This is a genomic window from Thiosulfatimonas sediminis (genome assembly GCF_011398355.1).
Taxonomy (GTDB): Bacteria; Pseudomonadota; Gammaproteobacteria; order Thiomicrospirales; family Thiomicrospiraceae; genus Thiomicrorhabdus; species Thiomicrorhabdus sediminis_A.
In genome coordinates this window covers 1877959-1903026 of sequence record NZ_AP021889.1, presented here as the reverse complement: position 1 = coordinate 1903026, position 25068 = coordinate 1877959, and the positions used below count along the sequence as shown (strand labels likewise).

Genomic DNA, 25068 nt, shown 5'->3' with positions numbered 1-25068 from the left:
ATTCCTTAACGCTTTAAAATTCGAAGAAGAAAAGAATTTAGACACTATGAGCAGAATTTCACAAAAATTGGCGGACTTGAAGGCGCAAGGTAAGACAGCGCTAATTCCTTATATCACGGCGGGCGATCCTCGTCCGAGCGCCACGGTCAGTTTGATGCATCTGTTGGTTGCCAAAGGTGCAGATATGCTTGAGTTGGGCGTGCCGTTTTCCGATCCGATGGCCGATGGTCCGGTGATTCAGAAAGCGGTTGAGCGTGCTTTAACCCACAATGTCAGTATGAACGATGTGTTTGAAATGGTGCGTGAGTTCCGTGAAAAGGATGCCATTACGCCGATTATCTTAATGGGGTATCTCAATCCGGTTGAGCGTATGGGCTTTGAAAAATTTGCTCACGCTGCGCGTTCAGTCGGTGTTGATGCGGCTTTAACTGTCGATATGCCACCAGAAGAATCCATCGGGTATTTTGATGCGCTGAAAGCCGCCGGCTTGGATCGAATTTTCTTGGTTTCGCCGACCACACCGGTGAGTCGTTTGCGTGCTGTGAACGAGAAAGGCAGCGGTTTTGTCTACTATGTTTCTTTAAAAGGGGTCACCGGTTCTAAAGAGATTGATATTGCCGATGTTGCCACGCAGATGGCGCGTTTGAAAGGCGAAATTAACTTGCCCATCGGTATTGGTTTCGGTATTCGCAATGGCGAGACTGCGGCGGCGATGTCTCAACAGGGGGATGCGGTAATTGTCGGTTCAGCCTTGGTGAGTTTGATAGAGGTCAATCAAGATAAAGACCTATATGAAATTGAGTTAGCCATCGGCGCGAAGATGGATGAATTTCGTCAGGCGATTACGCACGCTGATGCGCAGTAATTATTGAATGTGAGGTGAGAGCATGAACTGGTTCGAGAAGATTCTACCAAGTATTAAACAGGTGGCAGACCGCAAAAAATCGGTGCCAGAAGGGCTTTGGACAAAATGTCCAAAATGTGAAGCGACACTGTATCGTGCGGAAGTTTCACGCAACCAAGAGGTATGCCCGAAATGTGATCACCATATGCGTTTAGGTGGTCGTGCGCGTCTGGAAAGTTTCTTGGACGAAGGCTCTTTTAGCGAGGTTTTTTCCGGCGTCTCTCCGGTGGATCGCCTGAAATTTAAAGATTTAAAAAAGTATAAAGATCGTATTGCGCAAGCACAGCGTGCGACCGGTGAGAAAGACTCTTTTATTACTGCGACGGGGACGATTGAAGGTTTGCCAGTGGTCACTGGTGCATTTGATTTTCGCTATATGGGCGGTTCAATGGGGTCGGTTGTCGGTGAGAAGTTTGTTCGTGGTGTGGATATGGCCATTGCTGAAGATCGCCCATTTATTGTTTTTTCCGCATCCGGTGGCGCGCGTATGCAAGAAGCGTTGTTCTCATTGATGCAGATGGCCAAAACCTCGGCCGCTCTTGGGCGTTTACGCGCTAAAGGATTGCCGTTCATTTCTGTGTTGACTGACCCGACTATGGGTGGGGTTTCAGCATCTTTCGCGATGTTGGGCGATTTGAACGTCGCGGAGCCAAAAGCCTTGATCGGCTTTGCTGGCCCGAGAGTTATCGAACAAACTGTGCGCGAAAAGCTGCCGGAAGGTTTTCAACGCAGTGAGTTTTTATTAGAGCATGGTGCGATTGATCGTATTGTTCATCGTCATGCGTTGCGCTCCGAGTTAGCCAGTATTTGTAAAATGCTTCTTAAGCAGCCAGCATAATCGATAGCCAGAGTGGCCCAAATTCGCTCTGGCTTTTTTCTTTTTGTTTCTCCTTCGTTTTGATCAATGGATGTTTGCATGAATTTTGCCGTTAAACCGAATGCCGAAAGCTCGGTCAATGAATGGGTCGATTGGTTGTTACAGTTGCATGCACAAGAAATAGATTTGGGCTTGGATCGTATCCGTAAGGTTGCTACGCAGATGCAGTTGCTGCGCCCAGCACCGCAAGTGATTACCGTTGCGGGGACGAACGGCAAAGGCTCAACGGTTGCGATGTTGGTCAGTGTTTTGCGCGCAGCAGGTTTTCAGGTGGGCTCTTATACCTCACCGCATATTCAGCGTTTTAATGAGCGCATTGCAATTAATGGTTCGCCGGTACCTGATGCCTTAATTAGTGGGGCGTTTGCGGCGATTGAAGCGCAGCGTGAGCTTACCAAGCTAACCTATTTTGAGTTTTCTACCTTGGCTGCTTTGCAGGTTTTTAAAGATGCGCAGCTTGATATTGTGGTGCTTGAAGTAGGGTTGGGCGGCCGTCTTGATGCGGTTAATGTGGTCGATGCTGATGCGGTGATTATTACCGCGATTGATATTGATCACGTCGATTGGCTGGGCGATAACCGAGCGCAAATCGCTTTAGAAAAAGCCGGTGTGACTCGGTCTGGGCATCTTGCGGTCTGCTCCGATCCACACCCTCCGGCAACTTTGTCGGCTTTTTGTGTTGAGCGAGAAGTTCCTTTACTGCGTTTAAATAAAGATTTCTCTTTTGTCTCTAAGGAGACAAAAGACCGCTGGACTTTTATGGACGCGAATGGGGTTTCATTGAATTTGCCTGCGCCATCGTTAAAAGGCGATTTTCAGTTGCAAAACGCCTCTGGGGTGGTTGCATTGTTGTTCGCTTTACAGCAAGGAGGCGCCTTAGCCATTTCTGTCGAGCGTTTAGAACAAGCTTTAGAGTTGGGGTTATTGCAAGCAAAGCACCCAGGGCGTTTGCAGAGTTTGTGTTTTAAACTGGCCGGACGCTTTCATCATTGGTTGGTCGATGTAGCACATAATCCTCAGTCCGCAAAAGTGTTGGCAGAGTATTTAGAGCAGCAGTCGTTAAGTGATCTGCATATGTTGTTTTCAGTCTTAGAAGATAAGGATTCTTTGCCAATGGTGCAGGTCTTGGCGCCCTATGTTGCCCATTGGACGATTACGGACTTGGCCATTCCTCGCGGGGCCAGTTTGACTAAGTTACAATTTGTTTTGCAGCAGGCTGGGATTGCTGCACAACAGGTGCAGGACGCACCGAATATGGATGCCGCTGTGGCAGGTTTGTTGCGAAACAGTGGCGCTGCGCAGTCAGTGGCGGTGCCAACCCATCTCGTGTGTGGTTCCTTTTTTACGGTCGCACAGTTTTACCAAGCCTTGGCTCGTCTTGATGCGGAGATGCTTTAATTCGTCAAGAAACTGCTTTTGGCGGTATTATAGGCGGTGTTTTTCATTGCAAACTGTTAATAGATCAAAGGATACCAGCCAGTGATTACGCCTAGGCCGGATAAGGTCAGTCAAGCAACCGACGAAACGCCTGATTTGGATGCACCGCAACAAGCTGAGCCTTCATTATTGAATTTGTTAGCCAGTGAAGATGACGTGATTAAAAATCGTCTTGTCGGGGCTTTGGTTTGGGTGGTTGTCTTGTTGTGGTTTGTCCCCGCTTGGTATGCTGACCCTGCTTATCAACAAACAGCTAAGCCAGAGCAAAATCAGCATCAAGCGATTGTTATGAAGCCCCTTGTTAAGCCGCCGGAAGTGGTTGCCGAAGAACAGGCTAAGGCGATGGAAGCGGCCAAGCTGCAAAAAGCACAAGAAATGGCAGCTCGTCAAGCGCGCCTCGTTCAGGAATCCCGCGTTGAACCCATCAAAGTTACTGAGAAAATGCCTCCCAAAGCGGCCGCTGAACGTCCTGCCGATGCAGTATCCGTAAATAAGTCAGCGGTAGCGGATAAAGGGTATATCGTTATTCTGGCGACCTTTGAAAATAAGCAGTTGTTGGACACGGCTTTAGAAAAAGCCGCTAAAGCGGGCTATCCCTTGGTGGTGAAAACCTATTCCAAGGTGGCTGATGGCAGAACCTATTTGCAGTTTAATCTAAGAACACAAATGTACGATTCTTATGACAAAGCGCAAACAGCCCAACAGAATTTGGATAAAATACTACGCCTTAAGGGATCATTCGTTCGCGCGATTGCCCTTAAGCCTCAAAACTAAATTTCAATCTAAGAGAGAGTTCACACATGTGCGGTATTGTTGGCATTGTTACGGTTAGTGAAAATTCGGTAAATCAAGAGATTTACGATGCACTGACGATTTTGCAACATCGAGGACAAGATGCAGCGGGGATCGTGACCTGCGAAAACGGGCGTTTTTATCAGCGTAAGGATAACGGCTTAGTAAAGGATGTGTTTCGTACTCGTCACATGCGTGACCTCTTAGGTAACATTGGTATTGGCCATGTGCGTTACCCAACAGCGGGCTCGTCGTCCAGCGCCGAAGCACAGCCGTTTTACGTTAACTCGCCGTATGGCATTGTGATGGGGCATAACGGCAATATCACAAACGCGCACGCTTTGGCGGAAGAGATTTACCGTACCGATTTGCGTCATTTGAACACCAACTCCGATTCGGAAGTGTTGTTGAATATTTTTGCGCACGAATTAAAAGAGCAAGGCAAACTTGAGATTAATGCCGAAGATGTTTTTAATGCGGTGAGTAAAGTGCATCATCGTGTTCGTGGTGGTTATGCGGCAGTCGGCCTGATTTCTACCATTGGTGTGTTTGCTTTCCGTGACCCTTACGGTCTTCGTCCTTGTGTCGTTGGGCAGCGCCAAACGGCGGCGGGTATCGATTATATGGTTGCGTCTGAATCGGTCGCATTAGATGGCTTAGGCTTTTCATTAATTAAAGACTTGGCGCCAGGTGAGGCAGTGGTGATTACCGATAAAGGCGAGATTTTCTATCGCCAGTGTGCGGAAAATCCAGTCTACTCGCCATGTATTTTCGAATATGTGTATTTTGCGCGTCCGGATTCGATGATTGATGATATTTCGGTGTATAAATCCCGTTTGCGTATGGGTGAAAAAATGGCCGAGAAAATTTTACGTGAATGGCCGGATCACGACATTGATGTGGTTATGCCGATTCCAGATACAAGCCGTACTTCGGCGATTGAATTGGCGAATATGCTCGGCACGCCATACCGTGAAGGGTTTATTAAAAATCGTTATATCGGTCGCACCTTTATTATGCCTGGGCAGCAATTGCGTAAGAAATCGGTGCGTCAAAAATTAAACCCGATTGATTTGGAATTTGAGGGCAAGAACGTTTTGCTGGTTGATGATTCAATAGTGCGTGGTACCACCTCAGGGCAAATCGTGCAGATGGCGCGTGAAGCCGGAGCCAATAAAGTGTACTTTGCCTCAGTTTCTCCACCAGTTAAATATCCTTATGTGTACGGTATTGACATGCCGTCTCCTTCGGAGTTAGTCGCCAGTGGTCGTACGACCGAAGAGGTGGCTGAGGTTATCGGTTGCGATAAATTAATTTATCAAGATTTGGACGATTTAATTGATGCTGTCAGCGCGGGTTCTGATCAGGTTAGTAAGTTTGATACTTCTTGTTTTAGCGGTATTTATGCGACCGGTGATATCACGCCGGAATATTTGGCCTCATTGGACGAGGCGCGCAATGATGAAGCACAAAATGCTAAGCCTATGCCCGGTCAGGAGTCGGTAGGTATTCATAACCGTAGCTAATAAAGTGTGAAATGTTACGGGTAATCCTTTAAAAGCCGCTCTGGGTTCGCCCCTTGGCGGCTTTTCAGTCAAAGAGAGAAGACGATGTTTGATCCATTTGAAGAAGAATACGATATTCAAACCTTAGCGGTGCGTGCTGGCTATGAGCAGACGGCAGAGCAAGAGAACTCGGAAGCGATTTTTCCAACGTCAAGTTTTCGTTACCATTCCGCCGAACAGGCTGCGCGACGTTTTTCCGGCGAAGAAGCTGGTAACGTCTATTCGCGCTTTACCAATCCTACGGTGCGCACTTTTGAACAGCGTTTAGCGGCGATGGAAGGGGCGCAAGCGTGTGTTGGAACCGCTTCTGGAATGTCGGCGATTCTATCGACGTTTATGGCGCTGTGTCAGGCGGGTGATCATGTGATCTCCTCGCAGAGTATTTTTGGTACCACCAAGGTGTTATTTACTAAATATTTGATGAAATTTGGTATTGAGGTGAGCTTTGTTTCGCAAACTGATTTAAGTGAGTGGCAGGCGGCAATTAAAGAAAATACCAAAGCGTTTTTCTTGGAAACGCCTTCTAACCCTATGACTGAGGTCGCAGATTTATCAGCGTTAAGTGCCTTGGCCAAATCGAATGGCTGCTGGTTAATTGTGGATAATTGCTTCTGTACACCGATTTTGCAGCGTCCATTAGAACAAGGGGCGGATATTGTGATTCACTCCGCAACGAAGTTTTTAGATGGTCAAGGTCGTGCCATCGGTGGTGCTGTTCTGGGTAATGCGCAGTTAGTCGGTGAAGAAGTTCGCGGTTTTATGCGTACTTGTGGGCCGAGCATGAGTCCGTTTAACGCCTGGATTTTTTTGAAAGGGTTAGAAACCTTGCCAATTAGAATGCGTGCGCATTGTGAAAGTGCGTTGGCGTTGGCGCAATGGCTAGAGGCTCATCCAAAGGTTGAACAAGTATTTTATCCGGGCCTAAAATCACATCCGCAGTATGCTTTGGCACAAAAGCAGCAGTCAGCGGGCGGCGGTTTATTGTCGTTCCGAATCAAGGGGACTAAAGACGATGCGTGGACCGTGGTGGACAGCACGAAGATGTTGTCGATTACCGCGAATCTTGGTGATGTGAAAACCATTATTACGCATCCAGCGACAACGACACACTGCCGTGTTTCTGCAGAAGATCGAATTAAAGCGGGTATTACCGATAATTTGTTACGAATTTCGGTTGGTTTGGAATCGATTGAGGATATTAAGCGAGACTTAGCGCGAGGCTTGGATAAGCTTTAACTTTGTTAGTTAAGGCTTTAGATGACCGAGGCATTTAAAGTTTGCATAAACTCGCAAACTTTTGTGCTTCGGTGCCGGTCGAGTGAGTTATTTTTTGGGTAAATCGCTAAAGGCCGAGTCTTGCGCTTTTTGGCGGAAAATAACACAGGTTTTACCGATGCTTTGAACCAGTAGCGCGCCGGTCTGTTGCAGAATATTTTGTATGATGCCGCTACGGTCTTCACGTTCCCCAAAAGCTATTTTGATTTTCAAAAGCTCATGGTGTGCTAAGGTGCTTTCCAGTTCTGCCATAAGGCCATCGGTTAAACCATTGCCACCGATGATAATCATTGGGCGGATATTGTGCGCAACGCTACGCAAAAATTTGGTTTGGGTATTGGTAAGTGCGGTTAACGGCTTTATTTTGTTGCTTGACATTGAATATTCCAGATTAAGACATATTTTAATAAAGCAGTATTGTAGTAGAAATCGAATATGGCGAGAAGTAAATCCAGTGCAAGCTGGCTAAAAGAACATTTTGACGATCATTTTGTTAATAAAGCAAAACAAGAAGGTTGGCGTTCGCGGGCAGTTTATAAGCTACAAGAGATTGACGACAAAGATAAACTCTTTAAGCAAGGGATGTGTGTGGTCGATTTAGGCGCGGCTCCCGGTGGTTGGTCACAGTGGACAACGCATAAGGTTGCGCCAGGTGGTGAAGTATTTGCGTTGGATATTCTGCCGGTTGAACCGTTTGCTGGCGTAACCTTTATCCAAGGTGATTTTCGCGACGAAACGGTGTATAGCCAGCTATTAGCCTCTTTGGATGGTCGTGCCGTGGATGTCGTGATGTCGGATATGGCGCCCAATATGAGTGGTAATAAAGCCGTCGATATTCCACGCGCCATGTATTTGGTGGAGTTGTGTGTTGAGTTGGCTGACCAAGTACTTAAGAAAAACGGTGATCTATTGATGAAAGTCTTTCAAGGTGAAGGCTATAACGAGCTGATCCAAGACTTGCGTGGTAAATATCAAAAGGTGATTACCCGTAAGCCTGAAGCGTCGCGCGCGCGCAGTAAAGAGATTTATCTGTTGGCGCGTGGAAAAAAGTAACGATTATTTCCCGTGCTATCGAATAGTCACTATGCTTTAAGATTTGGTGCTGTCTATTGGTATAAGCCAGTTTTACACTGTTTTGGTCATGGGGTGTTTGGTGGTGCTGAAGTGGTTGATTGATCTAGTCTATTAAGATAATTAGTTCTATCAATTGATTATAAGTTTTTTTTATTAAAATTTAACTTTGAGTGGTTTTTGACCTATATTTATGTTCAAATTTACCGCTACAGCACTGAAATTTTCGAGCAGAAAACGAACAAGGTTCACGAATGAAGAATAATGATATGTTAAAGAACATCTTGGTCTGGGTGGTAGTTGCTACGATCTTGATGACAGTTTTTAACCATTTCAGTACCCAAGGGCAAAGTGCCACAAGTCGCTTGGATTACTCTGATTTTATTGATCAGGTACATCAAGGACAAGTCAGCCAAGTCATTATTGAAGGGCAGACCATTCGTGGTGTTTATGGAAGTGGTCAAAGTTTCACTACCTATAACCCAGGAGATCCGGGGTTAATGGGCGATCTGTTGGACAACCGTGTCAAAATCACCGCTAAGCCACCTGAGCAGCAGAGTGTTTTGATGCAGATTTTCATCTCGTGGTTCCCTATGTTGTTGCTGATTGGAGTGTGGATATTCTTCATGCGCTCTATGGGCGGCGGTGTTGGCGGTAAAGGTGGTCCGATGTCATTCGGAAAGTCGAAAGCACGCATGATGACCGAGGATCAAAATAAGGTGACGTTGGATGATGTTGCTGGTGCTGACGAAGCCAAACAAGAAGTTGGTGAGATTGTCGACTTTTTAAAAGACCCAACTAAATATCAGAACTTAGGTGGCAGTATCCCTCGCGGTGTTTTGATGGTTGGTCCTCCAGGAACAGGTAAAACGCTACTGGCTAAAGCCATCGCCGGTGAGGCAAAGGTGCCTTTCTTTACGATCTCCGGTTCGGACTTTGTTGAGATGTTTGTCGGTGTTGGTGCTTCACGCGTTCGAGATATGTTTGAACAAGCAAAAGCGCACGCGCCTTGCATTATCTTCATTGATGAAATTGATGCTGTCGGTCGTAGTCGTGGTAGCGGCATGGGCGGTGGTAATGACGAGCGTGAGCAAACACTGAACCAGATGTTGGTTGAGATGGATGGTTTCGAGGGTAATGAAGGAATCATCGTGATTGCAGCCACTAACCGTGCTGACGTGTTGGATCCAGCCTTGTTGCGTCCGGGACGTTTTGACCGTCAGGTTACTGTGGGTCTGCCAGACATTCGTGGTCGTGAACAAATTTTAAAAGTCCATATGCGTAAAGTGCCTTTGGCAGAGGATGTTAGACCGTCTTATATTGCGCGAGGAACGCCAGGTTTTTCTGGTGCGGATTTGGCGAATTTAGTGAACGAAGCGGCGCTATTTGCCGCACGGGAAAACGATAAGCTGGTCACTCAAAAACATTTTGAGAAAGCCAAAGATAAGATTTTGATGGGCGTTGAACGCAAATCAATGGTGATGAAAGAGTCTGAACGTCGTATGACCGCTTATCATGAAGCCGGCCATGCAATCGTTGGTTACTTGGTTCCTGAGCATGATCCGGTTTATAAAGTTTCAATTATGCCGCGTGGTCGTGCTTTGGGTGTCACCATGTATTTGCCGGAAGAAGACAGTTACAGTTATTCAAAACGTAAGTTAGAATCGCAGTTGTCGAGCCTGTATGGCGGTCGATTGGCTGAAGAGATCATCTACGGCGAGGATGCGGTTACCACTGGTGCCAGTAATGATATTGAGCGCGCAACGGCGATTGCTCGTAACATGGTTACCAAATGGGGGCTTTCCGATAATTTGGGTCCATTGCTTTACGAAGAAGAAGACCGTGGCGGCTTTATGGGGTCTTCACGTAATGCCAATGTTTCTGGCGAAGTATCGAAAAAAATTGATGAAGAAATTCGTAATCTAATCGATCGCAACTACGAACGTGCGCGCCAAATTCTGGTTGATAACCATGATAAATTGGAAATCATGACAGAGTGCTTAATGAAGTACGAAACCATCGATAAATATCAGGTGGATCGTATCATGGCAGGCGAAGAGCCGGGTGCACCGAAAGATTGGATTGAGCCGGATGATTCAATTCCGCCTGCGCCGGAAGTGAAGAGTAGTCTTGAGGAGGCGTCTGAGAAGCCGAAAGAAGACTTGATTGAAAAAGATATGTCCAATGATGAGGTGAAAGAACCCGGCGAGCCTAAGTTACACTAAAGTCTTCAAATCATTGCTTGATTAAACCCCGTTTATCGGGGTTTTTTTATGTTTGAGTGGTTGCTTTTCTTAACTCCTTGGTCGAGGGTTTTTCATTTTTATGGTGGATTAATGCGGAATCCGCTCTCATCAGAGGGTAAAATGTATACCCATTAAAAAATGATAAAAGCATGGGAATACGATGAGGTTTGAGTTGTCAAGCTGGTTAGCGCAGGTACAGAGTCAGCGTGGACGTGCCGCAGTGATGGGGATTTTGAATATAACGCCGGATTCCTTTTCTGATGGTGGGCGTTTGCAGGATTTTGAGGTGCTTAAGCGGCAGGTTGCACAGATGCAGGCGTTTGGCGTGGATATGTTTGATGTCGGTGGTGAATCGACGCGGCCTGGAGCGGATGCGGTTAGTTTGCAAGCTGAGTTGGATCGGGTATTGCCGGTGATTGAATGGATTAAAGCCAATAGTGATATCCCGATATCTATTGATACGTATAAGCCCGAAGTGATGCGGCAAGCGGTGATGGCAGGGGCCAGCTTGATTAACGATGTGAACGCTTTGCAAGCGAAAGGGGCGCTGCAAATCGCAGTTTCAATGCAAGTTCCCGTTTGTGTCATGCACAAACAGGGTGAACCCAAAACCATGCAAGATCAGCCAAACTATCAAGACGTTTTACAAGAAGTGAAACGTTTTTTAGCCGAGCGAATTGTTGTCTGTGAGCAAGCGGGAATAAATCGAAAGGATATTTTGGTTGATCTTGGTTTTGGGTTTGGTAAGCGTTTTGAGGATAATACGCAACTTTTTAGGAATATGGCGTTGTTTACAGAGCTTGGTTGCGAGATGTTGGTGGGGGTTTCGCGCAAACGGATGTTTACTGATATTGTAGGCTCCGATGAATTGGCACAGCGTTTGGTGCCGAGTGTCACGGCAGCGGTGCTTGCGGTGCAGAAAGGGGCCAAAATTGTCAGAGTCCATGATGTGCGTGAGACGGTGCAGGCGTTAGAAACATTACGGCATTTAAATTAGGTTCAGGTTTAGGGTAGAAGGAAGGTTTATGGCATCGGTATTTGGTACGGACGGTATTCGTGGGCGTGTCGGACAGGGAATGATTACCCCTGATAAAGTGTTGCAGTTGGGTTGGGCCGCAGGGACTGTTTTGAGAAAAAATGGTGGCCGTTCAGTGATGATTGGCAAAGATACGCGCATTTCTGGTTATATGTTTGAATCTGCTTTAGAAGCCGGTCTGATTGCTGCTGGAATTGATGTATACCTAATCGGGCCCATGCCAACGCCCGCCATTTCATATTTAAGCCAAACATTTAGTTGTGATATGGGAATTGTCATCAGTGCGTCGCACAATCCGCATGAAGATAACGGTATCAAGTTTTTTAATGACGAAGGAAAAAAAATTTCCGATCAAATGCAGGCACAAATTGAAGGTTTGCTGGGCAGTCAAATTACCGTTGCGACTTCCGAAAAAATGGGCAAAGCCTATCGAATCGAAGATGCGCCAGGGCGTTATATCGAATTTTGCAAAGGGACCTATCGGGCTAAAAAGAATTTAAAAGGGTTGCGCTTAGTGATTGATTGCGCCAACGGCGCAACTTATCATATTGCGCCAAATGTGTTCCGTGAGCTGGGTGCTGAGGTGTTTACAATCGGTACGGAACCAAATGGCATTAATATCAATCATCAATGTGGTGCCACGGATACACATGCCTTGGCGCAAGCGGTGGCAACGCATCGTGCCGATATGGGGATTGCGTTTGATGGCGACGGTGACAGAGTCATGTTGGTTGACCAGAGCGGTCAGTTGATGGATGGCGACATTATTTTGTATATTTTAGCGACCATGACTGGTAAGCCGATTTCCGGTGTGGTTGGGACGGTGATGAGTAATTTAGGTTTAGAACAGACCTTACAGGCTAGAGGGATTGAATTTATCCGTACTTCTGTTGGGGATAAATATGTCATGGAAGCCCTAGTGGAAAAAGGATGGTTTTATGGCTCTGAACCGTCTGGTCATGTACTTTGTTTGAATAAAATTTCAACTGGTGATGGCATTGTTGCGGCATTACAAGTGTTAGCGGCACTGATTTCACAGCAGAAATCTTTGCATCAAGTGCGTTCAGAAGTGGCTATTTATCCGCAAGTCTTGCGTAATGTAACGCTCACGCAGAAGCCGGTATTACAAGGTAATGCCGTGTTGCAAGCGGCAATCGATAAGGCGGAAGCGGAGTTGGCGGATAAGGGGCGTGTGTTGATTCGCGCATCCGGTACGGAGCCAAAAATTCGTGTAATGGTCGAGGGTGAAGAGGCATATTTAGTTGAAAAAATTGCCCAAGAACTTGAGAAGGTCGTGAAATCAGAATTTTCATAAAAATGCAATATTGTTTTTAATGAAAGAAACCGCTAATATTGTCGAACTTTTGTGTTGGAGATAGTAGATGAGAAAGCCATTTGTTGCAGGCAACTGGAAAATGCACGGTTCAAAGACCTCAATCGAGAGTCTGGTTAAAGGACTAAATGAACAAGCAAGCCAAGTGCAGAATGTTGACATGGCTGTATGCCCACCGGCAGTCTATATCGATTTTGTTAAAGCAAACCTAACTGCGGACAATATCGTAGTGGGTGCACAAAATATTGCAGAAGAACCTGTACAGGGTGCATTTACTGGCGAAACCTCGGTCGAGATGATTAAAGACCTAGGATGTGATTATGTGATTCTGGGTCATTCTGAGCGTCGTGCGATTTATGGTGAAACCGATGCACAAATTGCGCAAAAAACAAAAGTGGCGTTGGCTGCTGGTGTGACGCCGATTCTTTGTGTCGGTGAGACCTTAGAAGAGCGCGAGAGCGGGGTGATGGAGAAAGTGATTTCTACGCAGCTCGATGCGGTTATTAAGGTGGTTGGTATCAATGCATTCGAGCAAATTGTCATTGCTTATGAACCTGTTTGGGCAATCGGAACAGGAAAAACAGCCTCTCCAGCACAAGCTCAAGAAGTTCACGCTTTTATTCGTGATAAACTAGCGCGCCTAAACCGCGCTGTCGCGGAAGAAGTAATTATTCAATATGGTGGAAGTGTTAAACCGGATAATGCCGCAGAGTTGTTTGCACAAGCAGATATCGATGGCGGCTTAATTGGTGGCGCTTCTCTAAATGCCGAAGATTTTCTGGCAATATGTAAAGCAGCGAGTGTCTAATGTTTAGCATTATTCTAACCATTCATATTATTATTGCGTTCTTGTTGATCGTGCTGGTGTTAATGCAGCATGGCAAGGGAGCGGATGCAGGGGCTAACTTCGGTGGCAGCTCTTCGCAAACTTTATTTGGTAGTGGCGGTTCAGCAACCTTTTTGTCCCGTCTAACTGCAATTATGGCAACACTGTTTTTTGTTACCTCTTTGACGTTGGCTTATATCGCTAGCCAACAAGCGAAAGGGTATCAAAGTGTTGTTAAAGAGGCTCCTGTTCAATCTCAAGAGGATAGCAAACAGGATGACTCGCCAGTAGTACCGAATTAATCGAACATGCCGATGTGGTGAAATTGGTAGACACGCAACCTTGAGGTGGTTGTGGCTTAGGCTGTAGCGGTTCGAGTCCGCTCATCGGCACCATATTTAAATTTACTGCCGCACTTGTTGCGGCAGTAACGTGTAAAAAGACTAGATAGAGGTTGTTAACCAATGCTAGAAAACTATCTTCCTGTCCTTGTCTTCATTGTCTTGGGCATTTTATTTGGCGTAGGGCCAATTTTAGTGGGTTACTTACTTGGGCCACAAAAGCCCGATGCAGAAAAAAACTCGCCTTATGAGTGTGGTTTTGAAGCATTTGAAGATGCGCGTATGAAGTTTGACGTGCGCTTCTACCTAGTAGCGATTCTGTTTATTATTTTTGACCTGGAAATCGCTTTCCTATTTCCTTGGGCGATTGTTTTAGAAGAAGTAGGAACCTTTGGCTTATTGGCGATGGCGGCTTTCCTTTCTTTATTGGTCATCGGTTTTATTTACGAATGGAAAAAAGGAGCGCTGGAATGGGAGTAGAAGGCGTTTTACGCGAAGGAGTGGTAACCACTTCTGCAGATAAACTGATCAACTGGGCTCGTACCGGTTCACTTTGGCCTATGACATTTGGATTGGCCTGTTGTGCGGTTGAGATGATGCACGCTGGTGCGTCACGTTATGACCTTGACCGTTTCGGGATTATTTTTCGCCCATCACCGCGTCAGTCGGACGTAATGGTCGTTGCAGGAACACTGGTTAACAAGATGGCGCCGGCATTACGTAAAGTTTACGATCAGATGGCAGAGCCACGTTGGGTTATCTCAATGGGATCTTGCGCCAATGGCGGCGGTTATTACCACTACTCTTATTCTGTGGTGCGTGGTTGCGACCGTATCGTGCCGGTTGATGTCTATGTCCCGGGTTGTCCACCAACCGCTGAAGCGCTTCTGTACGGCATTATTCAATTACAGAATAAGATCAAGCGTACCAATACGATCGCTCGCTAACGGGACTTGAAGAATGAAACAGTCAGTACTTGATTTACAAACTCGTGTTAACGATGTCCTTGGTGATATGTTGTTAAGCTCAAATATCGCGTTAGACGAATTAACCATTGAACTTCCAGCGGATAAGGCATTTGCCGGATTGCAGAAATGCCGTGATCAATTGGGCTTTGAACAGCTTATTGATTTGTGTGGCGTGGATTATTTGGACTACGGCAAAGCCAACTGGGAAACCCTTGGTGCAGCAAATACCGGTTTTAGTCGCGGTGTGTTTGATTTTGCCGAAGACGAAACCAGCGCTGAACATCTGGAGATGGAGCGCCGTTTTGCTGTGGTTTACCACTTGCTATCCATCCGTCATAACGTACGTTTGCGTGTCAAAGTCTACCCAGCGCAAACCCAAATGCCGGTTGTCGACAGTGTGATTGATATTTGGAGTGTGGCCAACTGGTTTGAGCGTGAAGCGTTTGATTTGATGGGGATTTTATTCCAAGGTCATCCTGATTTACGTCGCATTCTGACGGACTACGGTTTTGTCGGTCACCCATTGCGTAAAGATTTCCCGTTAACCGGGCATGTTGAAATGCGTTATGACGCCGACAAAGGGCGCGTTATTTATGAGCCGGTTTCAATTGAAAACCGTGTCAATGTGCCGCGCGTCATCCGTCATAAATCACCTGTAAAGGCCCAATAGGAAACGACTATGCCTGAAATTCGTAACTATACTCTGAACTTTGGTCCTCAACACCCGTCAGCGCACGGGGTTTTGCGTTTGGTTCTTGAGCTGGATGGTGAAACCGTGGTGCGCTCCGATCCGCATATCGGACTGCTTCATCGCGGTACTGAAAAACTGGCCGAGTTTAAACCTTACAACCAATCTATCGGTTACATGGATCGACTTGACTATGTTTCCATGATGTCTAATGAACATGCTTACGTCATGTCGATTGAAAAAATGCTCGGTGTTGAAGTACCTGAGCGTGCGCAATACATCCGTGTCATGTTCGATGAAATTACTCGTGTGTTAAATCACTTGATGTGGTTGGGGGCTCATGCACTGGATATTGGTGCTATGACCGTGTTTTTGTACGCTTTCCGTGAGCGTGAAGACTTAATGGATTGCTATGAAGCGGTTTCTGGTGCGCGTATGCACGCTACCTATTATCGTCCAGGTGGGGTTTATCGTGATTTGCCGGATAGCATGGCGAAATACTCAGAATCACAGTGGCATTCGGGTAAAAAACTCGACAAGCTAAACGAAACACGTGAAGGTTCTTTGTTGGACTTTATCCAAGCCTTTACCGAGCGATTCCCTGGTTACATCGATGAATATGAAACGCTATTGACGGATAACCGTATTTGGAAACAGCGTACCGTTGATATTGGTATTGTTTCGCCAGAACGTGCCTTGCAGTTAGGTTTTACTGGCCCAATGCTACGTGGTTCTGGTATCGCATGGGATTTGCGTAAAAAACAGCCGTACGAAGTATACGACCGGATGGATTTTGACATCCCGATTGGTAAAACCGGTGACTGTTATGACCGATACTTGGTGCGTGTGGCGGAAATGCGCGAGTCCAATAAAATTATCAAACAGTGCGTGAAGTGGTTGAAAGAGAATGATGGACCGGTAATGTCCTCTGATAATAAAGTGGCACCGCCTTCGCGTGAAGACGCGAAATCCAATATGGAAGCTTTGATTCACCACTTCAAATTGTTTACAGAGGGATATAGTATTCCGGCCTCGGAAGCCTATGCTGCGGTAGAGCATCCGAAAGGGGAGTTTGGTATTTATATGGTTTCTGATGGTGCCAACAAACCTTATCGTATGAAAGTTCGTGCTCCAGGTTTCCCTCATCTAGCGTCACTGGATGAGATGGTAAAAGGACACATGATTGCTGACGTGGTATCGATTATCGGTACCCAAGATATTGTATTTGGAGAAATCGACCGATGAGTACCAAAACAAACATTATCCAAGGCGACGTTAAAAAACGCATAGACACTTGGATTGCGAACTATCCTGCAGATCAGCGTCAGTCGGCAACCATGCCGGCTTTGCGGATTGTACAAGAAGCGAATGGCGGGAGTCTTACCAACGAATTAATGGATGAGATTGCCGAATACCTTGGGGTTGCGCCGATTGCTGTCTATGAAGTGGCGACTTTTTACGGTAACTACAACCATAAGCCGGTTGGACGCCACTCGATTAATTGGTGTAACTCAATCTCTTGTTACCTGCGCGGTGGTGAAGAGTTGCGCGTCAAATTGCAAGACAAATTGGGCGTTAAGCCGGGTGAGATTACCGCAGATGGCAAATTCTCAATTAAGAAAGTTGAGTGCCTCGGAGCTTGTGGCGGCGCGCCTATGTGTCAGATCGGTAAGCAGTACCATGAACATCTGACCGAAGAGAAATTATTCAAAATTTTAGACGAATTGGAGTAAAAGATGGTTCATCAAAATGAAAACTGTTTTCGTCTAAACCACCTAGAACGCTCTTATGACATCGACGTCTATATGGCGAATGGTGGTTATGAAGTTTGGAAAAAAGTGGTCACTGGCGAGCTTGAGCCGACGGAAATCATCGAACAGGTGAAAGCGTCGGGTATTCGTGGCCGTGGTGGTGCCGGTTTTCCAACCGGTTTGAAGTGGAGCTTTATGAACCGCAATGCACCGGGGCAAAAATACATCGTCTGTAACTCGGACGAGGGTGAGCCAGGGACATTTAAAGACCGTGATATTCATCGTTATAACCCACACGCCTTGGTTGAGGGCATGATGATTGCCGGTTATGTTATTGGGGCATCGCAAGGTTATAACTACATTCGTGGCGAATTTTGGGAACCGTACCAAATCTTCAAAAACGCGATTGAACAAGCGCGTGCCGCTGGTCTGCTAGGTAACAATATTTTAGGTTCCGGTTGGGACTTTGACCTCCACACCCATTTGGGTGCGGGGGCTTATATTTGTGGTGAAGAAACGGCGCTGCTGGAATCGATTGAAGGTAAAAAAGGGCAACCGCGCTTCAAACCGCCTTTCCCAGCAAGCTACGGTCTCTATGGTAGACCGACCACCATTAATAACACAGAAACTTTAGCGTCGATTCCAATGATCTTGGCAAAAGGCGGGAAGTGGTTCAATGACCTAGGCGTGAAAAACGCTGGAGGCACAAAACTGTACTCGGTTTCCGGACACGTCAACAATCCGGGTAACTTCGAAGTGCGTATGGGGACACCGTTTAAAGATCTGCTTGAATTAGCAGGTGGTGTCTGGCAAGGACGTCAATTGAAGTGTGTCATTCCAGGTGGCGCTTCTACCGCGTTGATTCCAGCGGAAAAAGCGTTGCAGATGAACATGGATTACGACTCGATTGCCGGCGCGGGTTCATTCTTAGGTGCGGGTTCGATGATTGTGATGGATGAAACCACCGACATCGTTAAGGTTTGTCAAAACCTGTCGCATTTTTACTGGGATGAATCGTGCGGTCAATGTACGCCTTGTCGTGAGGGGACCGGTTGGTTGATGCGTGTTTTAAACCGCATCGTCGAAGGCAAGGGACGTCCAGAAGACATTGCAGCCCTTAAAGATGTATCAGGCAAAATCATGGGCAATGTAATCTGTGGTCTGGGTGATGCGGCAACCATCGCATTGGCTTCGGCAGTGGATTTATACGAGCATGAATTTAAGCATTATATTGAGCACGGTTGCAGCATTTACGATCGTAAATAAGCGGTCTGAATGGTTTTGGGCTACACCAACCAAATCAAATTTAGGTTAAAGAACTATGGTAAAAGTTGAAATAAACGGACAAGTTATCGAGGCGCATGAGGGCGATATGCTGATTGACGTCGCTGACGGCGCTCAAATTCCGATTCCCCGTTTTTGTTACCACAAAAAACTCTCCATTGCGGCAAATTGCCGTATGTGTCTGGTCGATGTTGAAGGTGCGTGGAAACCGTTGCCTGCTTGTGCTACTCCAGTAACGGATGGCATGGTGGTGCGGACGAAGTCTGCGAAAGCGATTGCCGCACAAAAATCGGTAATGGAATTTTTATTGATTAACCACCCGTTGGATTGCCCAATTTGCGATCAGGGTGGTGAGTGTGAGCTGCAAGACGTTGCCATGGATTATGGTGATGACGTCTCACGTTTTGTGGAAGCGAAGCGTGTGGTCGGGGATAAGAATGCCGGTCCATTAATCAGCACTGACATGACGCGTTGTATTCACTGTACGCGTTGTGTGCGTTTTGGCCAAGAAGTCGCTGGCATGATGGAACTGGGAGCCACCGGCCGTTCTGAGTGGATGGAAATCGGGACTTATGTTGAAAAATCGATTGACTCCGAAATGTCCGGCAACATGATTGATTTATGTCCAGTTGGCGCTTTGACATCAAAACCTTTCCGTTACACCACGCGTACTTGGGAGTTGAAAGCGCACAAAGCAATTGCTGCGCATGATTCGATTGGTTCGAACATTCAGATTCATACCAAAAACGAAAAAGTAATGCGTGTTGTTCCTGATGAGAATGAAGCCATCAATGAAGTCTGGATTTCTGATCGTGATCGTTTTTCTTACGAAGCGATTAACGCGGAAGATCGTCTAACTCAGCCAATGATTAAAGTTAACGGTAAGTGGCAAGTCACTGATTGGGAACACGCCTTGCAATTTGCAGTAGAAGGTTTGCAAGCGATTAATCCAGCCAACTTAGGCGTTATGGCATCCGCTAACTCCACACTGGAAGAACTGCATTTATTGCAAAAATTAGCACGCGGGATTGGTTCTGAAAGCATCGATTATCGTACTCGCCAAGTGGATTTTTCTGCGGATAGCAAAGGTTTTCATACGCCGGCATTAACATCATCAATAGCCGATATCGAAAAGCAGGACGCGATTGTGATGGTTGGCTCTTACTTACGTAAAGAATTGCCGATTCTTAACCTACGTGTTCGTAAAGCATCTTTAAAAGGTGCGCAGGTCATTGCCGTTAATCCAAGTGAGTTCAAATACAACTATAAATTAACGCAATTGTCTGACGAGCAAGGAATGGTGGCTAATCTTGCCGCCATGGCGAAAGCCGCTGCGGATATGAAGGGCGATAAAGTCGATTTCTTGGCAGATGTCACTGTTTCTGATGCGATTAAAGCTCAAGTGACTGCCTTGATTTCGGCCAAACGCAGTGAAATATTGTTGGGTCAGATTGCGCAAATGCATCCCGATTATGCGCTGTTGTGCAAATTGGCTGATAGCTTGGCGAAACACACCGATTCTTCATTGAGTATTTTGCCGATGCAAGCCAATGAAGTTGGTGCGAATTTGGTGAATTTTTTGCCGGTTAAAGGTAAAAACGTGACGCAAATGCTGCAAGGCATGGACGCTTATCTATTGATGGGCTTGGAGTCAGCTGATTTCAGTGATTCAAAACAAGCACAGCAAGCGTTCCGTAATGCCACTTTTGTCGTCAGTATGAGCGCTTTTGATAACGAAGAAGCGCGTCAATATAGCGATGTGATTTTGCCGATTGCACTGTTTGCCGAAACCGCAGGAACTTTTGTTAACTTAAGCGGTACTAAACAGTCGTTCAAGATGGCTGCACAACCGCAAGGGGATGCCAAAGCCGCTTGGAAAGTCTTGCGTGTTATGGGGAATCTGTTCAATTTGAATGGTTTTGAAGCGACGCACAGCAACGAAGTGCTGCGTGAAGTTTTAGATAACAAACACACTACGTTGGCATTTGCTCAGTTGGATGCGCCTTTGGTTCGCGTTAATAATGATGCGCAAGTGGTTATGGTAGCGCCTTATCAAATGGATGCCATTGTGCGTCGTGCGCCATCGTTACAGAAAACACCGGATGCCAGTGTGGCGACGATGGTCGGAGGTCAAGATTAATGTTTGATGCAATCCAAGCCTTTTTGTCTGGCTTCTTATACGACTGGTTAGCGATTACCATTACGTTAGTTTTGCAAGCTGTGGCGGTTATTCTGCCGATTATGCTTGTGGTCGCCTGGTTAACTTATGCGGAACGTAAAGTAATCGGTTTTATGCAAGTGCGTATGGGGCCGAACCGTGTGGGTCCTTTAGGTCTATTACAGCCAATAGCGGATGCGCTTAAGTTGATGACCAAAGAGGTGATTTTCCCAGCACAATCTAATAAATACCTGTTTATTATCGCGCCGGTTCTTGCCATTGCGCCAGCGGTTGCAGCTTATGCGGTTATCCCATTCAGTGAAGGCGTTGTCGTGACCGACATCAACGCAGGTGTCTTATATGTATTGGCAGTATCGTCAATTCTTGTTTACGGCACCATCGTTGCGGGTTGGGCTTCTAACTCGAAATACGCTTTCCTAGGCGCTCTGCGTGGCTCTGCTCAGAAGATTTCGTATGAAATCGCGATGGGCTTTGCTTTGGTTACCGTTTTGATGATTGCCGGCAGCATGAATTTAACGGAAATCGTTAATGGTCAGCAGGGCGGCATGCTTAACTGGTACTTGTTGCCTTTGTTACCGATGTTCTTTGTGTACTTTATTTCTGGTCTTGCAGAAACTAACCGTACGCCGTTTGATGTAATCGAAGGGGAAGCGGAAATCGTTGCCGGTTTCCATGTTGATTACTCAGGGATGACGTTCGGGGTTTTCATGTTGGCAGAATATGCCATGATGATTTTGATTTCTTTCATGGCCTCTATCATGTTCTTGGGCGGTTGGTTATCACCGTTTGAAGGCATTCCGGGTCTTGAGGCTTTGTTCTCATGGGTTCCGCAATTGGCTTGGCTGTCGATTAAAGTAGCCTTCCTACTGTTTGTATTCTTATGGCTTCGTGCTACTTTCCCTCGTTACCGTTATGACCAATTAATGCGTTTGGGCTGGAAAGTGCTGATTCCATTAACCATTGTCTGGGTGTTTGTGGTTGGCGCAATGAAATACTTCGACTTCGGTCCATGGTTTAACTAATAGAGGCTGACATGGGTAAATTTCTAAAACATCAAATTAAGACCTGGGGTCTTACTGAGTTATTCAAGGGTTTATCAGTAACCGGTAAATATTTCTTTAAAAAGAAGATAACGGTACGTTACCCAGAAGAGAAAACACCGCTTTCGCCACGCTTCCGTGGGCATCATGCGCTGCGTCGTTATGAAAATGGTGAGGAGCGTTGTATCGCTTGCAAATTGTGTGAAGCGGTCTGTCCGGCGAACGCAATTACCATCGAATCGGAAGAATGTGATGACGGTACGCGTCGTACCACACAGTACGACATCGACATGTTCAAATGCATCTACTGTGGTTTCTGCGAAGAAGCTTGTCCGGTGGATGCGATTGTCGAAACTCGTGTGTTTGAATACGAATTTCACGAACGTGGTCCGCATATCCGCACCAAAGAAGATTTATTGGCTTTTGGTGACCTGCATGAAGCGCAAATTGCTGCCGATCGTGCTACGGATGCTAAGTACCGTTAATCCGTAATCCGAAGAGAACTGTTATGAGTTTTGAACAATTTATTTTCTATTTGTTAGCAGCCATCGCCACAATCTCGGGATTGATGATGATTACTGTTAAAAACCCAGTCAAAGCTGCGCTTTGGCTGGTACTTGCCTTTATCTCGACCGCAGGTCTATGGATTATGGCGCAGGCTGAGTTTTTAGGCCTAGTGCTAATCCTAGTGTATGTTGGTGCGGTGATGGTACTGTTCCTGTTCGTGGTGATGATGCTTGACATCAATATGGCGATTTTAAAAGAGGGCTTTACCCGTTATCTACCGATTGGTGCTTTGGCCGCACTTGCTATTTTTGCCTTGATGTATATGGTCATCGGTCCAAATCATTTTGGATTGCAAAATTATGCGATGCCAGAAATGAAACCGGCGGATTACAGCAACACCAAAGCGATTGCCGTGCCGCTCTACACCGAACACGTTTATGCCTTTATTCTGGCAGCGGTATTGTTGTTAGTAGGGATTGTTGCGGCGATTGCTTTGACTTTACGTCGTCGCCCAACAGGTACAGTCTTGTACCAAGATATCGATAAACAGAACCGTACCCTTAAAGCAGATCGCTTTGAGATGGTCAAAATGGATGCGGTGGTTGAAAAGCCAATCGTGGAATCTGAGGAGGAACAGAAAAAATGATTGCGCTTTCTGACTATCTTTTATTTGGTGCAGTGCTGTTTATGATCAGCATGGCAGGTATCTTCCTAAATCGTAAAAACGTCATTGTTTTACTGATGTCAATCGAGTTATTACTGCTGGCGGTAAATACCAACTTAGTGGCTTTTTCGTATTATTTAAACGATGTGACTGGGCAGATTTTTGTTTTCTTTATTTTGACGGTTGCTGCGGCAGAAGCGGCGATTGGTCTGGCGATTATCGTCTTGGTGTTCCGTAATCGTAAGAGCATCAATGTTGATGATCTTGGTTCATTGAAGGGGTAATGCTGAATGTTACATGAGATTTTAACAGTCATTCTGCTTGCGCCTTTAGTGGGTGCAATGATTGCTGGCCTGTTCGGTCGTCAAGTCGGTCGTGCCGGCGCGCACTTCTCGACCATTGCCGGTGTTGCCATTTCTGCAGTTTTGTCTTTCTATGTTTTCTGGTTGTATGTTTTCCAAGGTGCGGAAGAGTATAACGCGGCCTTGTATAACTGGATGGTGGTTGATAACGTCAGTTTCCAGATCGGTTTCATGATCGACAAACTGTCAGCGACGATGATGTTAGTGGTTACTTTTGTATCACTAATGGTTCATATCTATACCATCGGTTACATGGATCACGATGAAGACTACGGCCATGATGACCCGTATTATCAGCGTTTTTTCTCGTATATTTCGTTGTTCACCTTCTCAATGCTTTCATTGGTTATGGCGAACAACTTCCTGCAACTGTTCTTCGGTTGGGAAGCGGTCGGTCTGGTGTCTTACCTATTGATCGGTTTCTACATGAAGCGTGAGTCGGCGATTCAGGCGAACCTGAAAGCCTTCTTAGTTAACCGTGTGGGTGACTTTGGTTTCATTCTGGGTATTGCGGTAGTGTATGTCTACTTCAATACCATGGACTATCAAGAGTTCTTCGGTCAGTTGGCAACCCAGAAAGATGTGATGATTGAAATCATTCCAGGAGTGGAATGGTCAATGATTACGGTGATGTTGATTCTTCTGTTTATCGGTGCGATGGGTAAATCGGCACAGATGCCGCTACACGTTTGGCTACCGGAATCGATGGAAGGTCCGACACCTATCTCTGCGTTGATTCACGCGGCAACAATGGTTACTGCGGGTATCTTTATGGTTGCGCGTCTGTCGCCGGCTTATGAACTGTCTGAAGTGGCGCTGTCTGTGGTGTTAATCGTTGGTGCCTTGACGGCATTCATGATGGGGCTATTGGGTCTGATTCAGCAAGACATTAAGCGCGTGGTTGCTTATTCAACGCTTTCGCAGTTGGGTTATATGACGGCAGCACTGGGCGCGTCTGCTTACGCTGGAGCAATGTTCCACGTATTAACGCACGCATTCTTTAAAGCACTACTGTTCTTGGCAGCAGGTTCGGTGATTATTGCTATGCACCACATCCAAGACATTCGTCAGATGGGTGGTTTGAAGAAATACATGCCGATTACCTATTGGGCTATGTTGATCGGTTCCTTGGCATTGATTGGCTTCCCAGGTTTCTCAGGTTTCTTCTCGAAAGATTCGATTCTATTGAGTTTGGATTATTCCGACCGTTTTGGTTCAACGTTTGCGTATGTGTTGTTGATGGCCGGTGTCTTTATTACCGCGTTCTATAGTTTCCGTATGTTCTTCATTGTGTTCCATGGCGAAGAGTCTGAATACGTCAAGACACATAAAATTAAAGAGTCACCATTAGTCGTAACCGTGCCACTGATTCTATTGGCAATTCCATCGGTGCTGATGGGGATTCCGATGTTTGAATCGATGCTCAATGGTCAGTACTTCGGAGATGCGATTAAAATCGATCCTGCTAACGACACGATGATGATGGTTTATACCCAGTATTTCCAAGGGACTTTTAACCTGATTTGGACTTCGTTTGCGACTTTGCCTGTTATTTTGGCCTTGTCTGGTGTGGCATTAGCTTGGCTGATGTATATCAAGATGCCAAATATGCCTGGTAAGTTGAAGCAGATGTGTCCACGTGGTCACTATATGCTGGATAACGCTTATGGCTTTGACCGTCTAAACGAAATCGTTTTCGTGGATGGTACCCGTAAGCTTGGTCACTTCTTTACTAAATGGGTTGATATCAAACTGATTGATACCGGTATGGTTACCAATACCTTTATGGCGGTGGCGCACTCGGCTCGTGGATTGCGCCGTACGCAAACCGGTTTCATGTATCACTACGCGTTCGTCATGATCTTCGGCCTTCTAGGCATGTTGATCTGGGTTCTGTGGTAATTGAAGAATAATAAGAAAAG

General features: G+C 46.2%; 25 protein-coding genes and 1 tRNA gene. 25 read left to right on the top strand and 1 reads right to left on the bottom strand.

The features are described 5' to 3' along the window. Nucleotides 1-46 precede the first annotated feature (46 nt). From trpA to HRR27_RS08875, 6 genes are all read left to right on the top strand, one after another. The gene (trpA, locus tag HRR27_RS08900; protein WP_173272935.1) at nucleotides 47-865 is read left to right on the top strand and encodes a tryptophan synthase subunit alpha; all 819 of its coding nucleotides are present in this window, start codon (nucleotides 47-49) and stop codon (nucleotides 863-865) included. Between the two features lie 22 nt (nucleotides 866-887). After that, entirely contained in the window at nucleotides 888-1742 is an 855-nt protein-coding gene (gene accD / locus HRR27_RS08895) for an acetyl-CoA carboxylase, carboxyltransferase subunit beta (RefSeq protein WP_173272933.1), read from the top strand. A gap of 78 nt (nucleotides 1743-1820) precedes the next feature. After that, complete coding sequence (locus HRR27_RS08890) at nucleotides 1821-3179, top strand: bifunctional folylpolyglutamate synthase/dihydrofolate synthase (protein WP_173272932.1); 1359 nt, start codon at nucleotides 1821-1823, stop codon at nucleotides 3177-3179. An 81-nt stretch (nucleotides 3180-3260) separates the two neighbouring features. Beyond that, a complete protein-coding gene (locus tag HRR27_RS08885; protein WP_173272930.1) occupies nucleotides 3261-3992 on the top strand; it encodes an SPOR domain-containing protein in 732 nt (243 codons plus the stop codon). A gap of 26 nt (nucleotides 3993-4018) precedes the next feature. Continuing rightward, complete coding sequence (gene purF / locus HRR27_RS08880; RefSeq protein WP_173272928.1) at nucleotides 4019-5536, top strand: amidophosphoribosyltransferase; 1518 nt, start codon at nucleotides 4019-4021, stop codon at nucleotides 5534-5536. A gap of 84 nt (nucleotides 5537-5620) precedes the next feature. Continuing rightward, nucleotides 5621-6811 carry an O-succinylhomoserine sulfhydrylase gene (locus HRR27_RS08875; protein ID WP_173272926.1) on the top strand — a complete coding sequence of 397 codons (1191 nt, stop codon included), beginning with the start codon at nucleotides 5621-5623 and terminating at the stop codon, nucleotides 6809-6811. An 87-nt stretch (nucleotides 6812-6898) separates the two neighbouring features. Here HRR27_RS08875 and HRR27_RS08870 read toward each other — a convergent pair whose 3' ends face one another. Beyond that, entirely contained in the window at nucleotides 6899-7228 is a 330-nt protein-coding gene (locus HRR27_RS08870; RefSeq protein ID WP_173272924.1) for a YhbY family RNA-binding protein, read from the bottom strand. A gap of 57 nt (nucleotides 7229-7285) precedes the next feature. Between HRR27_RS08870 and rlmE the strand changes: the two genes are divergently transcribed. From rlmE to nuoL, 19 genes are all read left to right on the top strand, one after another. Continuing rightward, nucleotides 7286-7903 carry a 23S rRNA (uridine(2552)-2'-O)-methyltransferase RlmE gene (rlmE, locus tag HRR27_RS08865; protein ID WP_173272922.1) on the top strand — a complete coding sequence of 206 codons (618 nt, stop codon included), beginning with the start codon at nucleotides 7286-7288 and terminating at the stop codon, nucleotides 7901-7903. A gap of 287 nt (nucleotides 7904-8190) precedes the next feature. Further along, a complete protein-coding gene (gene ftsH / locus HRR27_RS08860) occupies nucleotides 8191-10146 on the top strand; it encodes an ATP-dependent zinc metalloprotease FtsH (RefSeq protein WP_173274290.1) in 1956 nt (651 codons plus the stop codon). A gap of 181 nt (nucleotides 10147-10327) precedes the next feature. Further along, nucleotides 10328-11164 carry a dihydropteroate synthase gene (folP, locus tag HRR27_RS08855; protein ID WP_173272920.1) on the top strand — a complete coding sequence of 279 codons (837 nt, stop codon included), beginning with the start codon at nucleotides 10328-10330 and terminating at the stop codon, nucleotides 11162-11164. Between the two features lie 28 nt (nucleotides 11165-11192). Further along, nucleotides 11193-12518, top strand: a complete 1326-nt coding sequence (gene glmM / locus HRR27_RS08850) for a phosphoglucosamine mutase (protein WP_173272918.1) — start codon at nucleotides 11193-11195, stop codon at nucleotides 12516-12518. Between the two features lie 67 nt (nucleotides 12519-12585). Next, the gene (tpiA, locus tag HRR27_RS08845; protein WP_173272916.1) at nucleotides 12586-13344 is read left to right on the top strand and encodes a triose-phosphate isomerase; all 759 of its coding nucleotides are present in this window, start codon (nucleotides 12586-12588) and stop codon (nucleotides 13342-13344) included. Then, on the top strand, nucleotides 13344-13664 hold the full coding sequence (secG, locus tag HRR27_RS08840; RefSeq protein ID WP_173272914.1) for a preprotein translocase subunit SecG: 321 nt from the start codon (nucleotides 13344-13346) through the stop codon (nucleotides 13662-13664). Before tpiA ends, secG begins: the two co-directional genes overlap by 1 nt. An 8-nt stretch (nucleotides 13665-13672) precedes the next feature. Next, nucleotides 13673-13757, top strand: a tRNA-Leu gene (locus HRR27_RS08835). 69 nt (nucleotides 13758-13826) lie between these two features. Then, complete coding sequence (locus HRR27_RS08830) at nucleotides 13827-14183, top strand: NADH-quinone oxidoreductase subunit A (protein ID WP_173272912.1); 357 nt, start codon at nucleotides 13827-13829, stop codon at nucleotides 14181-14183. Beyond that, the gene (locus HRR27_RS08825; protein WP_173272909.1) at nucleotides 14174-14650 is read left to right on the top strand and encodes a NuoB/complex I 20 kDa subunit family protein; all 477 of its coding nucleotides are present in this window, start codon (nucleotides 14174-14176) and stop codon (nucleotides 14648-14650) included. Before HRR27_RS08830 ends, HRR27_RS08825 begins: the two co-directional genes overlap by 10 nt. Nucleotides 14651-14663: 13 nt before the next feature. After that, nucleotides 14664-15341 (top strand): NADH-quinone oxidoreductase subunit C, encoded by a 678-nt coding sequence (locus HRR27_RS08820; protein WP_173272907.1) that lies wholly within the window; start codon nucleotides 14664-14666, stop codon nucleotides 15339-15341. 9 nt (nucleotides 15342-15350) lie between these two features. After that, entirely contained in the window at nucleotides 15351-16604 is a 1254-nt protein-coding gene (locus HRR27_RS08815) for an NADH-quinone oxidoreductase subunit D (RefSeq protein WP_173272906.1), read from the top strand. Then, on the top strand, nucleotides 16601-17092 hold the full coding sequence (locus tag HRR27_RS08810; protein WP_173272904.1) for an NADH-quinone oxidoreductase subunit NuoE family protein: 492 nt from the start codon (nucleotides 16601-16603) through the stop codon (nucleotides 17090-17092). The genes HRR27_RS08815 and HRR27_RS08810 overlap by 4 nt, the downstream gene beginning before the upstream one ends. Nucleotides 17093-17095: 3 nt before the next feature. Continuing rightward, the gene (gene nuoF / locus HRR27_RS08805) at nucleotides 17096-18376 is read left to right on the top strand and encodes an NADH-quinone oxidoreductase subunit NuoF (protein WP_173272902.1); all 1281 of its coding nucleotides are present in this window, start codon (nucleotides 17096-17098) and stop codon (nucleotides 18374-18376) included. 55 nt (nucleotides 18377-18431) lie between these two features. After that, nucleotides 18432-20534, top strand: a complete 2103-nt coding sequence (gene nuoG, locus HRR27_RS08800; RefSeq protein ID WP_173272900.1) for an NADH-quinone oxidoreductase subunit NuoG — start codon at nucleotides 18432-18434, stop codon at nucleotides 20532-20534. Next, nucleotides 20534-21595, top strand: coding sequence for an NADH-quinone oxidoreductase subunit NuoH (gene nuoH, locus HRR27_RS08795; protein WP_173272895.1), 1062 nt, complete (start codon nucleotides 20534-20536; stop codon nucleotides 21593-21595). Before nuoG ends, nuoH begins: the two co-directional genes overlap by 1 nt. 11 nt (nucleotides 21596-21606) lie before the next feature. Continuing rightward, nucleotides 21607-22098 carry an NADH-quinone oxidoreductase subunit NuoI gene (gene nuoI / locus HRR27_RS08790; RefSeq protein WP_173272893.1) on the top strand — a complete coding sequence of 164 codons (492 nt, stop codon included), beginning with the start codon at nucleotides 21607-21609 and terminating at the stop codon, nucleotides 22096-22098. A gap of 23 nt (nucleotides 22099-22121) precedes the next feature. Continuing rightward, complete coding sequence (locus tag HRR27_RS08785) at nucleotides 22122-22766, top strand: NADH-quinone oxidoreductase subunit J (protein ID WP_173272891.1); 645 nt, start codon at nucleotides 22122-22124, stop codon at nucleotides 22764-22766. Then, the gene (gene nuoK, locus HRR27_RS08780) at nucleotides 22763-23068 is read left to right on the top strand and encodes an NADH-quinone oxidoreductase subunit NuoK (RefSeq protein WP_173272889.1); all 306 of its coding nucleotides are present in this window, start codon (nucleotides 22763-22765) and stop codon (nucleotides 23066-23068) included. The genes HRR27_RS08785 and nuoK overlap by 4 nt, the downstream gene beginning before the upstream one ends. A 6-nt stretch (nucleotides 23069-23074) precedes the next feature. Continuing rightward, nucleotides 23075-25048, top strand: coding sequence for an NADH-quinone oxidoreductase subunit L (gene nuoL / locus HRR27_RS08775; RefSeq protein ID WP_173272887.1), 1974 nt, complete (start codon nucleotides 23075-23077; stop codon nucleotides 25046-25048). Nucleotides 25049-25068 lie beyond the last annotated feature (20 nt).

Bases quoted from the DNA above. Each gene is read 5' to 3' on its own strand.
- rlmE (WP_173272922.1), top strand. From the start codon at position 7,286: ATGGCGAGAAGTAAATCCAGTGCAAGCTGGCTAAAAGAACATTTTGAC.
- HRR27_RS08870 (WP_173272924.1), bottom strand. From the start codon at position 7,228: ATGTCAAGCAACAAAATAAAGCCGTTAACCGCACTTACCAATACCCAA.
- accD (WP_173272933.1), top strand. From the start codon at position 888: ATGAACTGGTTCGAGAAGATTCTACCAAGTATTAAACAGGTGGCAGAC.
- trpA (WP_173272935.1), top strand. From the start codon at position 47: ATGAGCAGAATTTCACAAAAATTGGCGGACTTGAAGGCGCAAGGTAAG.
- HRR27_RS08820 (WP_173272907.1), top strand. From the start codon at position 14,664: ATGAAACAGTCAGTACTTGATTTACAAACTCGTGTTAACGATGTCCTT.
- HRR27_RS08875 (WP_173272926.1), top strand. From the start codon at position 5,621: ATGTTTGATCCATTTGAAGAAGAATACGATATTCAAACCTTAGCGGTG.
- HRR27_RS08830 (WP_173272912.1), top strand. From the start codon at position 13,827: ATGCTAGAAAACTATCTTCCTGTCCTTGTCTTCATTGTCTTGGGCATT.
- folP (WP_173272920.1), top strand. From the start codon at position 10,328: ATGAGGTTTGAGTTGTCAAGCTGGTTAGCGCAGGTACAGAGTCAGCGT.
- nuoK (WP_173272889.1), top strand. From the start codon at position 22,763: ATGATTGCGCTTTCTGACTATCTTTTATTTGGTGCAGTGCTGTTTATG.
- ftsH (WP_173274290.1), top strand. From the start codon at position 8,191: ATGTTAAAGAACATCTTGGTCTGGGTGGTAGTTGCTACGATCTTGATG.
- nuoH (WP_173272895.1), top strand. From the start codon at position 20,534: ATGTTTGATGCAATCCAAGCCTTTTTGTCTGGCTTCTTATACGACTGG.
- HRR27_RS08815 (WP_173272906.1), top strand. From the start codon at position 15,351: ATGCCTGAAATTCGTAACTATACTCTGAACTTTGGTCCTCAACACCCG.
- HRR27_RS08825 (WP_173272909.1), top strand. From the start codon at position 14,174: ATGGGAGTAGAAGGCGTTTTACGCGAAGGAGTGGTAACCACTTCTGCA.
- HRR27_RS08785 (WP_173272891.1), top strand. From the start codon at position 22,122: ATGAGTTTTGAACAATTTATTTTCTATTTGTTAGCAGCCATCGCCACA.
- nuoF (WP_173272902.1), top strand. From the start codon at position 17,096: ATGGTTCATCAAAATGAAAACTGTTTTCGTCTAAACCACCTAGAACGC.
- tpiA (WP_173272916.1), top strand. From the start codon at position 12,586: ATGAGAAAGCCATTTGTTGCAGGCAACTGGAAAATGCACGGTTCAAAG.
- glmM (WP_173272918.1), top strand. From the start codon at position 11,193: ATGGCATCGGTATTTGGTACGGACGGTATTCGTGGGCGTGTCGGACAG.
- nuoL (WP_173272887.1), top strand. From the start codon at position 23,075: ATGTTACATGAGATTTTAACAGTCATTCTGCTTGCGCCTTTAGTGGGT.
- secG (WP_173272914.1), top strand. From the start codon at position 13,344: ATGTTTAGCATTATTCTAACCATTCATATTATTATTGCGTTCTTGTTG.
- purF (WP_173272928.1), top strand. From the start codon at position 4,019: ATGTGCGGTATTGTTGGCATTGTTACGGTTAGTGAAAATTCGGTAAAT.
- nuoI (WP_173272893.1), top strand. From the start codon at position 21,607: ATGGGTAAATTTCTAAAACATCAAATTAAGACCTGGGGTCTTACTGAG.
- HRR27_RS08810 (WP_173272904.1), top strand. From the start codon at position 16,601: ATGAGTACCAAAACAAACATTATCCAAGGCGACGTTAAAAAACGCATA.
- HRR27_RS08890 (WP_173272932.1), top strand. From the start codon at position 1,821: ATGAATTTTGCCGTTAAACCGAATGCCGAAAGCTCGGTCAATGAATGG.
- nuoG (WP_173272900.1), top strand. From the start codon at position 18,432: ATGGTAAAAGTTGAAATAAACGGACAAGTTATCGAGGCGCATGAGGGC.